At 70.9% G+C, this 14,493-nt stretch carries 10 protein-coding genes; all 10 read right to left on the bottom strand.

Annotated features, from left to right (window positions below):
* Positions 1 to 86 precede the first annotated feature (86 nt).
* The gene (locus ABB07_RS25605; protein ID WP_055703589.1) at positions 87 to 512 is read right to left on the bottom strand and encodes a hypothetical protein; all 426 of its coding nucleotides are present in this window, start codon (positions 510 to 512) and stop codon (positions 87 to 89) included.
* Positions 513 to 693: 181 nt separating this feature from the next.
* Positions 694 to 1,800 (bottom strand): glutamate 5-kinase, encoded by a 1,107-nt coding sequence (gene proB / locus ABB07_RS25600; RefSeq protein WP_208903625.1) that lies wholly within the window; start codon positions 1,798 to 1,800, stop codon positions 694 to 696.
* A 232-nt stretch (positions 1,801 to 2,032) separates the two neighbouring features.
* Positions 2,033 to 3,247, bottom strand: a complete 1,215-nt coding sequence (locus ABB07_RS25595; protein WP_279617401.1) for a glycosyltransferase family 2 protein — start codon at positions 3,245 to 3,247, stop codon at positions 2,033 to 2,035.
* 265 nt (positions 3,248 to 3,512) lie between these two features.
* Entirely contained in the window at positions 3,513 to 5,624 is a 2,112-nt protein-coding gene (locus ABB07_RS25590) for a hypothetical protein (protein ID WP_208903623.1), read from the bottom strand.
* A gap of 183 nt (positions 5,625 to 5,807) precedes the next feature.
* Complete coding sequence (locus ABB07_RS25585; protein ID WP_208900895.1) at positions 5,808 to 7,304, bottom strand: bifunctional cytidylyltransferase/SDR family oxidoreductase; 1,497 nt, start codon at positions 7,302 to 7,304, stop codon at positions 5,808 to 5,810.
* Between the two features lie 206 nt (positions 7,305 to 7,510).
* The gene (locus ABB07_RS25580) at positions 7,511 to 8,656 is read right to left on the bottom strand and encodes a hypothetical protein (protein ID WP_208900894.1); all 1,146 of its coding nucleotides are present in this window, start codon (positions 8,654 to 8,656) and stop codon (positions 7,511 to 7,513) included.
* 182 nt (positions 8,657 to 8,838) lie between these two features.
* Entirely contained in the window at positions 8,839 to 10,287 is a 1,449-nt protein-coding gene (obgE, locus tag ABB07_RS25575) for a GTPase ObgE (RefSeq protein ID WP_208900893.1), read from the bottom strand.
* Positions 10,288 to 10,413: 126 nt separating this feature from the next.
* The gene (gene rpmA, locus ABB07_RS25570; protein WP_023550764.1) at positions 10,414 to 10,668 is read right to left on the bottom strand and encodes a 50S ribosomal protein L27; all 255 of its coding nucleotides are present in this window, start codon (positions 10,666 to 10,668) and stop codon (positions 10,414 to 10,416) included.
* Between the two features lie 14 nt (positions 10,669 to 10,682).
* A complete protein-coding gene (gene rplU, locus ABB07_RS25565) occupies positions 10,683 to 11,003 on the bottom strand; it encodes a 50S ribosomal protein L21 (protein ID WP_028422127.1) in 321 nt (106 codons plus the stop codon).
* Positions 11,004 to 11,234: 231 nt separating this feature from the next.
* Positions 11,235 to 14,493 (bottom strand): Rne/Rng family ribonuclease (locus ABB07_RS25560; RefSeq protein WP_244189519.1); only part of this gene is annotated, 3,259 nt, incomplete at its 5' end.

Raw genomic sequence — 14,493 nt, 5'->3', positions numbered from 1 at the left:
AGGGTAGTGCGCGGGGCGGGCCGGCCACCGCTCATCCCAAACCGCGAGACAAGGTCTCAGGAGGGCTCAAGAGGGTTCAGGACGGATCAAAAGGGATGGACTCCCACCGGTGTGGCGGGCGGCGGGCCGTAGCCCTCGGCGATGCGCTGGTGGTAGGTCTCGCGGTCGATCACCTCCAGGCCGACGATCTCCCAGGGAGGCAGTCCGGCGGTCTGCCGGTGCTCGCCCCACAGGCGCAGCGCGACGGCGGCGGCGTCATGCAGGTCGCGGGCCTCCTCCCAGTACCGGATCTCCGCGTGGTCGCTCGCGTACCGGCTGGTCAGCAGGAAGGGGTGGTCGTGGGCCAGCTGCTCCAGGGCCCGCCGCAGATCCGTGAGGGGGACGTCCGGGCCGGCGACGCTGAGGGTGACGTGCCAGAGCCGGGGCAGGTCCTTGGGCTCCTCATAGGTGTCGCCGGCCGCGACGCTCGTCAGGGCACCGCGGGTGGCCACCCCAGGGCGCACTCGTCTCACGACGGCCTCCTTCACCCACTGCTCGGCAACGTCTGGCGGAACGTCTTTCGGAGCGTCCCTCGGTACCTTGCCCGGAACACGCCTCGGAACGTCTCTCTGAGACAAAGTTGAGCAGGCCCCACGGCACCGCGGGGCGGTTTTACGGAACGTCCCCCACCGGGGGCCGTCGTTACGTCCCGTTTTACGTGTGCAGGAGCACCAGGTCGTCCCTGTGTACGACCTCGCGTTCGTACGCCGGGCCGAGTTCACGGGCGAGTTCGCGGGTCGAACGCCCGATCAGCCGGGGGATCTCCTTGGCGTCGAAGCTGACGAGTCCACGGGCCACCGCACGCCCCGACGTGTCGCGCAGCTCGACGGGGTCGCCGGCGCTGAACTCTCCCTCCACGGAGGCGATTCCGGCGGGCAGCAGCGACTTGCGCCGCTTCACGACGGCGTCCACCGCGCCGTCGTCCAGGGTCAGCGCCCCTTGCGGGGTGGAGGCGTGCTGGAGCCACAGGAGCCGGTCGGCGGAGCGCCTGCCGGTGGGGTGGAAATAGGTGCCGGTGTCGCCGCCGCCCAGGGCGTCCGCCGCGTGCACCGCGCTGGTGAGGACCACGGAGATGCCGGCCGCGGCCGCGATCCGGGCGGCCTCGACCTTGGTGACCATCCCGCCGGTGCCCACTCCGGCCCTGCCCGCGCTGCCGATCTCGACGCCCGCGAGGTCCTCCGGGCCCTTCACCTCCGCTATCCGCGAGGTGCCCGGCTTGCTGGGATCTCCGTCGTAGACGCCGTCGACGTCGGAGAGGAGGACGAGCAGGTCGGCGTGGACGAGGTGGGCGACGAGGGCCGCGAGGCGGTCGTTGTCGCCGAAGCGGATCTCGTCGGTGGCGACCGTGTCGTTCTCGTTGACGATCGGGAAGGCGCCCATCGCGAGGAGTTTGTCGAGGGTGCGGGAGGCGTTGCGGTGGTGGGCGCGGCGGCTCATGTCGTCGGAGGTGAGCAGGACTTGGCCGACGCGGACGCCGTAGCGGGCGAAGGAGGCGGTGTAGCGGGCGACGAGCAGACCCTGGCCGACGCTGGCGGCGGCCTGCTGCCGGGCGAGGTCCTTGGGGCGGCGGCGCAGGCCGAGCGGGGCGAGGCCGGCGGCGATGGCACCGGAGGAGACGAGGACGATCTCCCGCTCTCCCCCGCTGCGGATCTTGGCCAGCACGTCGACCAGCGCGTCGACGCGGTCGGCGTCCAGCCCGCCGGCGGCGGTGGTCAGCGACGAGGAGCCCACTTTGACGACGATCCTGCGGGCCTCGCCCACGGCCTGCCTTGCCCTTGCCACCTTGCCCTCGGTTTTCTCACGCGGTTTGGCTGCCTGTGCGGCAATCTACGCGAAGCGGATCGAGCCGCGCCCGTCGGTCCAGCCTCCGGACGGCGGTCCGTAGCCGTTCAAACATAATCCCGCAGACACCGGACACCGAGGCCGTCCCAGGCACACCCGGCCCCTCAGGGACCTCGGCGCGCGGGCCGGTCATGGCGAGTCGGGGTGGCGGTCAGGCCGCCGCTGTCCTGAAGTGCCTCGCCGACAGCATCCGCCGTACCTTGCGGAGCGCACGGCGCAGGAAGGAGTTGGCGGCGGCCTCGCGGTAGCCGTGGACGGCGCGGGCCTCGCGGGGGGCGGCGAGGTAGAGGTCGTCCGGGAGGCCGGCCGTCTGAGACCGGAAGTGCGGGTAGGCGAGGTAGACCTCGGTGCCGCGCTTCTCCAGGATCGCGTCGGGCTGCTTCTTCGCCTTGACGAACTCGACGACGTCCAGCAGCAGATCGGTGCGCTGCAGGGCGACCAGGTGCAGCCGCAGCCGCTCGTGCACCTTCAGCCGCCGGGCGACTCCGGGCGTCCAGTGGGCGTCCATCAGCGGCTCGGCCAGCTCCAGCTTGTGCCGGCGGACCTGCTCGCTGTCCTTGAGGAACTTCGGTCCGAACTGCGGCAGCAGCGTGATGAGGAACGGCCGGACCATGAGCAGATCGCGCTTGTCGCCGGCCGGGACCATGTCGGTGATCAGCTTCATCAGCGCACGCGCGGAGTCGAAGCGCAGGGTGTAGCTGCCGCTCTTGGTGACGTGCTTGCCGTCGTCGCGGCCGACCAGGTAGTAGCAGGGGTAGTCGGCGAGGACGGAGACGCCGTCCGCGCGCAGGTACGCCTCCATCGTGAACAGGGCGTCCTCGCCGGTGAACAGCGACTCGTCGAACCGCATGCCGTGCTCGTCCAGCAGCGCGCGGCGGAACAGCTTCTGCGCGCTCAGCGTGAACTTGATGTTGGAGGAGAAGACGTCGGTACGGCCGAGGGTCTTGCCCCACATGGACTGCGGCGGGATGCGGTTGACGCCCTCGACCTTGCCGAGCACCACGTCGGTGCCGTTCTCGTCGGCCATGGCGACCATGCGATCGAGGGCCTCGGGGCCGAGCCGGTCGTCGGCGTCGAGGAAGAACACGTACCGGCCGGACGCCCTGCCCAGGCCGACGTTGCGGGGGCCGCTGGGGCCGCCGGAGTTCTCCTGGCGGATGACGGTGACCCGCATGGGGGCGCGCGCGGCGAACTCCTCCAGGTACTCCCCGGTGCCGTCCGTCGAGCCGTCGTCGACCGCGATGACCTCCAGGCGTGCCGGGTCGATGGTCTGCGCCTCGACGGACGCCAGGCACTCGACCAGGTACGGCATCGCCTCGTACGCCCCGATGATCACGCTCACATCAGGCTGCGTCACGACGGTCACGCTTTCCCCTTACTTACCAAGAGAGATACCTACCAAGAGGGATTTGCCCCAGATCGTCCCAATATCACCCCGATGGGCAATTCGTTAGACGGGCTGCCCGGGTAAACAGTTGCCCCACGCCAAGTAAGAAGTGGTGCAGGTCACACAGGGTTCGGGTGTCCACCCGACAGTACGTAGGGCCGGTAAGAGACAGGCGAGAAGTGACGAAAAGGGCCGGCCCCGGGAGCGGTCCCGGGGCCGGCCCTCGTCGGCGGTGCGGCGTGTGTCAGCCCGCGTTCAGCTCCTCCGTGTCACCGGCGGACGCCGTCCGCTGCCCCGGCACCGCATTGGTCAGCTGGGCGGGGTCCGTACCGTTCCCGCCGGCCAGCCGGGACTGCTGGCCGACGTTGCGGGCCTCCGCCTTGAGGGCAAGGTCGGCCACCGCGGCGTTGAACTGGTCGATGGACTTCGGCTCGTCCGGGCCCAGCAGATAGCGCTTGAGCTCCTTGCGGGCCTCCCGCAGCGGGTCGGCGGACGGGTCGCGCACGGCGTCCAGCAGGCCGCCCAGCTCGCGCGCGTCGTTGGACAGGATCACCGCGGCGCGCACCGCCGTGTTCTGCCGCTTGAACTCCTCGTGACCGAGCTCGCCGGAGTCGGTGACCGCGTACGGCTTGCCGCTCGCGATGAAGTCGGACACCACGGAGGAGATGTCGGAGACCATCGCGTCCGAGACGTTGAAGCAGTCGTACAGGCGCGGCTCGGCGCCGGTGATGACGCGGTGCTCGTACGACGGGAAGGAGCGCCAGTAGGCGTCGTTCCACTCGGCGCGCAGCCGGGCGATCTCCTCGTGCCGGGCCGGGTCCACGACACCGTCACGGGTGGCCTCGGCCTCGTCGGCCTTGTCGTCGCCGGCCGCGGTCAGCTGGGCGAGCCGGGCCTCGATGCGGGCCAGGTCGGCCTTGGCCTGGGCCATCGCCTTGCCGTCGGCCGTGAAGCGGGAGTCGGCGGCGCGCCGCGCGGCGGCCTTCTCCACCAGGGCGGTGATCCGCTGGTGCGCGGCGGCGGCCCGCTTGCTGACCGTGCCGGTGAACGGGTGCGGCTTGTACAGGACGCGGACCGGCGGATCGGCCGCGACCAGCTTCTTCACGATGTTCTCGCCGGCGAGCACGATCGAGGTGTTGCCGGGGTTGCCGTCCCAGCCCTCCCACGTCGGGGCGTACAGCACCGTCGGGACGCGCCCGTCGGCGGCTCCGCCGCCGGGGCCCTCGCTCACGCCCTGCCAGGTCTGGATGGGCGCGAGCTGCGGGCGGCCGACCTCCACGATGTCGTCGTCGCGGACGCCGACGTCGGCGATGGCGTAGCGGTCGCGGCCGGCGCGGCCGGCGGTCCACACCTCGTCGTAGACCTTGCTGTACGGGTTGACGCTGGCGAGCTTGTCGCTGTCGCCGTGGCCGATGAAGACGTGCTTCATGGTGGGCACGCGCAGCAGGTGGATGTTCTTGCCGACGTTCGCGGCGTACAGGGCCACGCGCACGGTCGACAGGTCCAGGTTCATCAGGTGCACCCCTCCGGGCACGCAGATGACGGGGACCGTGGTCGGTGCGAGGCTGCTCAGGATGGCCCGCTCACGCAGGATGATCAGCGGCCGGGACTCCAGCTGCTCCATCGTCTCCAGCCACATGTTGACCTGGTACGCGGAGTCCTTGGAGCCGGAGAAGTACAGGACCGTCTCCGGCTTGTAGCCGGCCAGCCAGTCGTCGACGGCGGCGAGGACGACGTCGGCCTTCGGCGGGATCTTCCGGCCGCGCACGTACGGCACCAGCACCAGGACGTACAGCACGCCGAGGGCGATGGTGAGGCCGATGCCGGCGAAGCCCGGGGTGGCCGGGGAGTCCTGCCCCGCGGAGACCAGGATGCCGATCATCGCGAAGACGTCCAGGTGGAGCATCTTCTCCGCGCTGCGGTGCAGCAGTCCGCGCGAGGGCGCGTCCGGGATGCGGATGCGGGACTTCAGGTCGATGTTGCGGGTGGCGACCGGCATCCGGCGGCGGTTGCGGATGAGGGTGACCAGCGCGCCGTGCGGGGCCTGGAGGCCGTAGAAGGCGATGAAGCAGGCGACGGCGCCGTAGAAGATCAGGTCGTCCGCGTGCGACAGGCGGGCCAGCAGCAGGATCAGCAGCAGCTGCCGGATCAGGAAGCGGATCGACAGACCCGCCCGGATCTTGCTGAGGCGGTTGATCAGGTAGCTGCCCTTGCGGTGCAGATAGTGGTCCGCCAGGTACGTCACGGCCGCCACGGCCGCGAAGGCGGGAACGCTCGGGACGATCGCGGCCAGCATGAGAGCCGGGAAGCCCAGGATCATGAGGGCCGCCGCGGTCAGCTCGGCCGCGCTGCCCACCCGGGCGACGCGAATAGCGGTGGATATCACGGAGAAACCTGCTCTGGGAGGGGGAGTGCCGGTTCGCTAGATTTTGTGAGGGATGTAAGAGGTGTAAGAGATGGACGGATTCAGGCCTCTGCAAACGCCCGGTTAACGAGCGGCGACAGAGGCCTGAATTCGGTAAAAGCTATTGACGAATTATTACATGCCGTCCTGGCGGTCCAGAACGGTGGCCAGCGCCTGCTCGAACCCGGAGGCCTTGGCGGCGCCCGCCGTCGGGTCCTGTTGACGGACGTCGATGACATGGCCGGTCAGCTCCGACAGCAGCACGTCCAGGGAGGTGCGGGCCACGGCCTCGGAGGAGAGCAGCGTGCCGGCGGGCTCCTGGCCGAAGGCCTTGGTGCGCATCGGGGTGGCGGTCCGCTCGGGGTTGATGCAGTTGACGCGGATGCCGTCGCCGGCCCACTCGTCGGACAGCGCCTGAGTGAGGTTCACCATGGCGGCCTTGGTGGAGGAGTACAGCGAGTACTCGGCGCGGCCGCGGGTGTAGCTGCTGGAGGTGTAGAGCAGCAGCTGGCCCTTGGTCTCGGCGAGGTACTTGTAGCTCGAACGGGCGATCTGCACCGGGGCCAGGTAGTTGACCTTCAGCGCCTCCTCGATGGTGGCGTTGTCGGTCTCGGCGAGCTTGCCGATGCGCAGCACGCCCGCGGTGTTGACGACGTAGTCGATCCGGCCGGTCTCGGCGTACGCCGTGGACAGCGCGTCGTCGACCTCCTCCGGGTTCTCCACGTGGGTGCCGGTGGTGGAGCGGCCCAGCGCGTAGACGTGGGCGCCGTAGGACTCGGCGAGGTGGGCGATGTCCTTGCCGATGCCGTAGGAGCCGCCGAAGATGACGAGCGTCCTGCCGGTGAGGAGTTCGCGGTAGGCGTCCTCGCCGACCTGCTCGGGGGCGGCGGTGGAGGCGAGCTGGAACAGCTTGTCGGCGATGAAGACGTCGACCGGCTGGGTCACCTTCATGTTGTACTCGTCACCCGCGACGACGTGGATCGGCACGTCCGGCAGGTACTTGAGCACGACGGAACAGTCGTCCGTGGCCTGGAAGTTGGGGTCACCGGCGGCGACCTCGTAGGCGCGGCGGATCGTGGACAGCTTGAAGGCCTGCGGGGTCTGGCCGCGGCGCAGCCGGGAGCGGTCCGGGATCTCGGTGATGAACTCGCCGTCCTCGCCGTGGGTGCGGGTGACGATGATGGTGTCCGCGGACGGGATGGCCACGTCCACGGCCTGGTAACGCTCCAGGGCGGTCACGCAGTCGTCGATGACGCGCTGCGAGAGCAGGGGGCGTACGGCGTCGTGGAAGAGGACGTTGAGGTCCTCGCCCTCGCCCAGTCCCTCACCGAGGGCCGAGATGGCGCGCTCGGTGGTCTCGTTGCGCGTCGAGCCGCCCTCGATGATCTTCTTCACCTTGGTGAATCCGGCCTTGGCGACGATCTTCTCGACGTCCGGGACGTAGCCCGGCGCCATCAGCACGATGACGTCGTCGATCGAGTCGGCGTTCTCGAAGGTGGTCAGAGTGTGCTCGATGACTGCCTTGCCGGCGATCTTCAGCAGCTGCTTGGGGATCGACAGACCCACCCGCTGGCCGGTGCCACCGGCCAGGATCACTGCGGTGGTACGGGGCTTGGCTATGTGCTGGGACACAGGTGACCTACCTTGGGGCGACAGGGAACTGCGAAATGCTCCCACTTTAGGTAAGGGGAGTGCAAGGTGAGGGACACCCCATGCATATGTGAGCGCAACCTGTCATTCACCTTGCACTCCCGGTGATTGGACCTCGGTACCGCGAACACCCGTGAATTTGCTGTGAGTAAGTGCACAAGTCCGTCACGATGACGAACGGGCGCGGTTCAGCGCCGGCCGAGCCGTTTCAGGCAGCGGTGCCCGAGCACCCGTACGAGCTCCTTCGTCGAGGTCTGGTGCACGCTGCGGACGCAGGTCTGCCCGGCCGCCGCGGCGAGCGCTCCATACAGCGCCCGGGCCGCGACCTCCGGGGCGAGAAGGGGCTCGTCGGAGGCCGATACCGGCTGCTCGGGAACGGCGGACAGCAGGGCCGGGTCACCGAGGACCCGCACCCCCAGCGCGGCGATCCGCTCCGCCGATTCGGCGCCGATCGCACACGCCGCCTCCACCGCCCAGCGCGGGGTCACGATCTTCACGTCTCCGGGCACGGGAGGGCACGCGTTCTTCATATGCGGCACGGCGCCGCCGCGGACCAGTCGGGAATACAGCTCGTCCGGCAGTCCATTACCGCGGAATTCGACATTAAGATTCCGCAGCATTTCGGTCTCGGCGAGGGTAAGAGAACGATTAGCGGCGTCTGGAACGGGCCTCAGGAGATTCTCCGGAAGCCCGAGCAGCGCCTCGAAGGCGCGCAGCAGGGCACCGCGGTCCCGGTCGTCCACCACGACCACGGTGACCCGCTCGGGACCGACGGCCCGCGCCCAGCGCTCGACCAGCAGGTGGTGCCGGTGCCGGTGCCAGAAGCTCGGATTGGGCTTGTCGTACGGCGGCCTGCGGAGCATGTGCTCCAGCCAGTCCGCGTAGCCCATGCGCAGCCCGTTCTGCACGTACTGCTGCCACTGCGAGGGCATGATCCGCGCCAGGGGACGCAGCGTGACCAGCACCCGCACGCGGTCGCCGCCGAGCTGCTCCACGATCCGGGCGACGGTCTCGTCGTCGGGGGCGTCGGCGAAGAACTCGCTGCTGATCACCGAGGTCCGCGCGCCGGTGGCCGCCACCTGGTCCAGCAGCCTGCGCCAGTGCCGGTCGGTGGGCACGGTGTCACCCATCATCGCGGGCCGGGCGCAGGCGGCGAGGGCGGCTTCCATGGGGTGCCGGGTGTGCGCGGGGAACGCGACGCCGTACTCCGGCATGCGGTCCCTGGCCGCGAAGAGGGCGCCCTGGATGGCGGTGGTGCCGGTCTTGTGCGGACCGATGTGCAGCAGGCGGGTGCCCGGGGGCAGGGGTGCGGGGGTCGTACAGGCCGTCTCCATGGTCAGGGGACGGTAAGAGCCTCACCTGAGGCGAGGCTGAGAGCGGCCTGGGACCGCGATGAGTCCCTGCCAGCCCGTCCGGCGTCCGAGGGCGAGGCCGTTCGGGCCGAAGCCGGGAGGCCTGGGGGCGGGGGGCCTGGGGGCGGGGCAGCCCCCAGGCGGCGACGGCAGCCGACCGAGCCCTACTCGAAGGGGTCGAACTCGTCGTACTCCTGCAGGGCCTCGTCCCGCTCCGCCTGCTTGTCCCGGCGGCGCTGCGCCGCGGGCCGCTGCGCGTCGAAGCGGTGGTCCTCGCCGCGGCGGCCCAGCATCTCCGCGCCGGCCATGACCGTCGGCTCCCAGTCGAAGACGACCGCGTTCTCCTCGGGACCGATGGCGACACCGTCGCCGGACCGGGCGCCCGCCTTCATCAACTCCTCCTCGACACCGAGGCGGTTGAGGCGGTCGGCGAGGTAGCCGACGGCCTCGTCGTTGTTGAAGTCGGTCTGGCGGACCCAGCGCTCCGGCTTCTCGCCGCGCACCCGGAACAGCGGCTCGCCGCCGACCTCCTCGCGGGTGACGGTGAAGCCGGCGTCGTCCACGGCCTTGGGCCGGATGACGATCCGGGTCGCCTCCTCCTTCGGCTTCGCGGCGCGCGCCCTGGCGACCAGATCGCCCAGCGCGTACGACAGCTCCTCCAGCCCGATGTGGGCGACGGCCGACACCTCGAAGACGCGGTAGCCGCGGGCCTCCAGGTCGGGCCGGACCAGCTCGGCGAGGTCCTTGCCGTCGGGCACGTCCACCTTGTTCAGGACGACGATCCGGGGCCGGTTGTCCAGGCCGCCGTACTCCCGCAGCTCGGCCTCGACGATGTCGAGGTCGGAGACCGGGTCGCGGTCGGACTCCAGGGTCGCGGTGTCCAGCACGTGCACCAGCACGCTGCACCGCTCCACGTGGCGCAGGAACTCCAGGCCGAGGCCCTTGCCCTGGCTGGCGCCGGGGATCAGACCCGGCACGTCGGCCATGGTGTAGACGGTCGAACCGGCGGTCACCACGCCCAGGTTGGGCACGAGCGTCGTGAACGGATAGTCGGCGATCTTCGGCTTCGCCGCGCTGAGCACGGAGATCAGCGAGGACTTGCCGGCGCTCGGGTAGCCGACCAGCGCCACGTCGGCGACGGACTTCAGCTCCAGGACGATGTCGTGCAGGTCCCCGGGCTCGCCGAGCAGCGCGAAGCCGGGCGCCTTGCGGCGGGCGGAGGCCAGCGCCGCGTTGCCGAGGCCGCCGCGGCCGCCCTGCGCGGCGATGTACGACGTGCCGTGGCCGACCAGGTCGGCGAGCACGTTGCCCGCCTTGTCCAGCACGACCGTACCGTCCGGCACCGGCAGGACCAGGTCCTGGCCGTCCTTGCCGGAGCGGTTGCCGCCCTCGCCGGGCTTGCCGTTGGTGGCCTTGCGGTGCGGGGAGTGGTGGTAGTCGAGCAGCGTGGTGACGGACTGGTCGACGGTCAGGATGACGTCACCGCCCCGCCCGCCGTTGCCGCCGTCGGGGCCGCCGAGCGGCTTGAACTTCTCACGGTGGACGGAGGCACAGCCGTGACCTCCGTTACCCGCGGCGACATGCAGCTCGACGCGGTCCACGAAGGTGGTCATGGTTCAGTGCCTCCAGAAACTCATGGGTATTGCCTATGTCAACACGCGAAAGGCGGACCCGCCTTCCCGACCGGGAAGTGAGGTCCGCCTCGCGAAACGTTCGGTCCGAGCCCTGTGTCAGGCGACTCAGGCGACCGGAACGATGTTCACGACCTTGCGGCCGCGGTGGGTACCGAACTCCACCGCACCGGCCTGCAGGGCGAACAGCGTGTCGTCGCCGCCACGGCCGACACCGGCGCCGGGGTGGAAGTGGGTGCCGCGCTGGCGGACCAGGATCTCACCCGCGTTGACGACCTGACCGCCGAAGCGCTTCACGCCGAGCCGCTGGGCGTTGGAGTCGCGACCGTTCCGGGTGGACGATGCGCCCTTCTTGTGTGCCATTTCTCCTCAGTCCCTTACTTCGCAGCCGTGGGGATCGACGTGACCTTGATCGCCGTGTACTGCTGGCGGTGGCCCTGCCGACGGCGGTAGCCGGTCTTGTTCTTGTAGCGCAGAATGTCGATCTTCTGGCCCTTGTGGTGGTCCACGACCTCGGCCTGGACCTTGATGCCGGCCAGCACCCACGGGTCGCTGGTCACGGAGTCGCCGTCGACAACGAGCAGGGTCGAGAGCTCGACCGTGTCGCCCACCTTGGCGGTGGAAATCTTGTCAACCTCAACGATGTCGCCGACAGCAACCTTGTGCTGGCGACCACCGCTGCGCACGATGGCGTACACGCGGATCTCTCTTTCGCTCGAAGAAACGGCACCCCCGCAGGCCAGCCGCCCAGAAACACCACGGACGACCTCTCCCGGTCCGCCATGCGCCCGGGAGGAAGAGGTTTACGGGGATGTGGCGTGTTCAGTGGACACGCCGACGGTCAAGGTTACGGGGCCACGACCTGGGGGGTCAAACCGGGCCCGCCGGGTGTGGGGCCGGTCACGCGGACCGGCCCCACACCACGGGCGTCAGCCCTCGTCGGAGGCGTCCGCGGCAGCCGAGACCGTGGTGGTCTTCTTCGCCGTCGACTTCGCGGCGGCCGTCTTGGCCGCCTTCTTGGCCGTGGTCTTCTTGGCGGCCGTCTTCTTGGCCGCGGTCTTCTTCGCCACGGTCTTCTTGGCGGCGGCCTTCTTCGCCGTGGCCTTCTTGGCGGTCTTGCGGGCCGCCTTCTTGGCCGGCGCGGTCGCCTCGGCCACCTCCTCGGCGGTGACGTCGCCGGCCGGGGCCTCCTCCCCCGCGGCCGACGGGACGACCACGACGGCCGCCTCCTCGGACGCGGTCGGCGCACCGACCTTGCGCACGGCACGACGGCGCGGACGGGCCGGAGCGGCGCTCTCGGCGGGCTCGGGCGCCACCTCGACGGCGACCGGGGCCGGAGCCGGGGGCGCAGCCTCTTCGGCAGGAGCCTCGGGCGCGGTCTCGGGCACCGTCACCACGGCCGCCTCCGCACCCGCCGGGGAACCGGCCGGCGCGGACACCTTCCGGGTCGCACGACGGCGCGTACGGCCCTTGGGCGCGGCTTCCTCGGCCGCCTCGGCCACCTCGGCCTGCGGCGCCGGGACCACCTGGTCCTCGACGGCCGGGGGCTCGGCCAGGGCCTCGACGGCCGGCTCCGGACGCACCGGGCGCGCCGCCGCCTCCTCGGCGGTGACGTCCTGTGCGGTCGGCGCCTCGGCGGCCTCGGTCTTCAGGGCCTGCGCGACCCGTTCGCGACGGGCCTCCGCCTTCGGCGCGCCCGCCGGAGCCGAGGCCCGGCGGCTCGCCCGGCGCCGCGTACGGCCACGGGTGGCCGCCGCCTCCGCCTCGGCGACGCTGCTGTACAGCTCCTCGTCCGGCGCGAACTCGGGAGCGGGGAGCGCGACCGGCTCGGCGACCTCGGCGGCCACCTCGACGGCGGTCTCCACCTCGGGCTCGACGGCCTCACCGGTCTCCACGGCCACCGCGGCGGTCTCGTGCACGTGCTCCTGGGCGTCGGCACCACGGCCGCGCTTCTTGCGCTTGCCGCCACCGCCGCCGGCGGACACCGGCTGCTCCATGTGCACGATGACACCGCGGCCGTTGCAGTGGACGCAGGTCTCCGAGAACGACTCCAGCAGGCCCTGGCCGACCCGCTTGCGGGTCATCTGCACCAGGCCCAGCGAGGTCACCTCGGCCACCTGGTGCTTCGTACGGTCGCGGCCCAGGCACTCCAGCAGGCGGCGCAGCACCAGGTCGCGGTTGGACTCCAGGACCATGTCGATGAAGTCGATCACGATGATGCCGCCGAGGTCGCGCAGCCGCAGCTGGCGCACGATCTCCTCGGCCGCCTCCAGGTTGTTCCTGGTGACCGTCTCCTCCAGGTTGCCGCCCTGGCCGGTGAACTTGCCGGTGTTGACGTCGATGACGACCATCGCCTCGGTCCGGTCGATCACCAGCGAACCGCCGCTGGGCAGCCAGACCTTGCGGTCCAGCGCCTTGGCGAGCTGCTCGTCGATCCGGTAGGTGGCGAAGACGTCGACCTCGGACGTCCACTTCGACAGCCGGGCGGCGAGGTCCGGCGCGACGTGCGAGACGTATCCGTGGATCGTCTCCCAGGCGTCGTCACCGCTGACGACGACCTTGGAGAAGTCCTCGTTGAAGATGTCGCGGACGACCCGGACGGTCATGTCCGGCTCGCCGTACAGCAGCGTCGGCGCGTTGCCGTTCTTCGACTTCTTCTGGATGTCCTCCCACTGCGCCTGCAGCCGCTCGACGTCCCGGCGCAGCTCGTCCTCGCTCGCGCCCTCGGCAGCGGTGCGCACGATGACGCCCGCGTCCTCGGGAACGATCTTCTTGAGGATGGTCTTCAGCCGGGCCCGCTCGGTGTCGGGCAGCTTGCGGCTGATGCCGGTCATCGAGCCCTCGGGGACGTACACGAGGTAGCGGCCCGGCAGGGAGACCTGGCTGGTCAGACGCGCGCCCTTGTGCCCGATCGGGTCCTTGGTGACCTGGACGAGGACGGACTGCCCCGACTTCAGCGCGGACTCGATACGACGGGGACCGTTGGCCATCCCCAGCGCCTCGAAGTTGACCTCACCGGCGTAGAGAACGGCGTTCCGCCCCTTGCCGATGTCGATGAAGGCGGCCTCCATCGACGGCAGCACGTTCTGCACCTTGCCCAGGTAGACGTTGCCGACGTACGACGTCGACTGCTCCTTGTTGACGTAGTGCTCGACGAGGACGCCGTCCTCCAGGACGCCGATCTGCGTGCGCTCGCCGTGCTGGCGCACGACCATCACGCGCTCGACGGCCTCACGGCGGGCCAGGAACTCGGCCTCGGTGATGATCGGAACGCGCCGGCGGCCCTGCTCACGGCCCTCGCGGCGGCGCTGCTTCTTGGCCTCCAGACGCGTGGAGCCCTTGATGGACTGCACCTCGTCGGACGGCTCGGCGGGCTTGCGCGGCTCGCGGACCTTGACGACCGTGCGCTCCGGGTCGCCCTCGCCGGGCTCGGTGTCGACCGTGGTGTCACCGGCCCGGCGACGACGGCGACGGCGACGGCGGCTGCCGGCGCTGGAGGCACCGGCCTCCTCGTGGGCCTCCTCGGCGTCCTCTTCCTCCTGCTCGGCGGTGTCCTCGGCGTCCTGCGCGGCCTGCTCGGCGGCCAGCTCCTCGGCCTCGGCCTCGGCGCCCTCGCCGTCGGCGGCCTCACCGCGACGGCGACGCCGGCCGCCACGACGGCGACGGCGGCGCGAGCCGGACTCCTCGAAGCCCTCGGCGCCCTCCGTCTCCTCGGCCTCCTCGGCCTCCTCCGTCTCCCCGGGCTCCTCGGGCTCCTCGGCCTGCTCGCCCTCGGCGACGGCCTCGGCAGGCTCCTCTTCCTCGGCGGCGGCCTCGACGGCGCGCGTCTCCTCGGCGGCACCCCGGCGGCGGCGACGGCGGCGCGCACCGGTCTCGGCGCGCTCCTCCGCGTACTCCTCGGGCTCCTCCGCCTCGGCGGACTCGGCCGCGGCCGCCGCGGCGGCGCGCTCCGGGGTCTGGAACCTCGGCTCGGTGAACACCGGCGCCTGGAAGACGGCGACGGCCGGGCGGGCGGGCCGGCGGCGGGTCTCGGCCTCGGCCTCCTCGCTCTCGGCGGCCGGCGCGGGCTGCGTGGGCTGTGCAGGCTGCGCCGGCTCGGAGAACCCGAACACGGGGCGCACGGCCCGGCGACGGGTACGACGCGGGGCGGCCTCCTCGGCGGGGGCCTGCGCGGCGGGCGCCTGCGGT

Origin of the sequence: Streptomyces incarnatus (assembly GCF_001027185.1) — a bacterium.
Taxonomy (GTDB): Bacteria; Actinomycetota; Actinomycetes; order Streptomycetales; family Streptomycetaceae; genus Streptomyces; species Streptomyces puniciscabiei.
Note: the sequence above shows the minus strand (reverse complement) of the source record. Positions and strands in the feature narration are given on the sequence as shown.

Coding starts and splice junctions, on each gene's coding strand:
- ABB07_RS25580 (WP_208900894.1), bottom strand. CDS start 8,656: ATGGAGACGGCCTGTACGACCCCCGCACCCCTGCCCCCGGGCACCCGC.
- obgE (WP_208900893.1), bottom strand. CDS start 10,287: ATGACCACCTTCGTGGACCGCGTCGAGCTGCATGTCGCCGCGGGTAAC.
- rpmA (WP_023550764.1), bottom strand. CDS start 10,668: ATGGCACACAAGAAGGGCGCATCGTCCACCCGGAACGGTCGCGACTCC.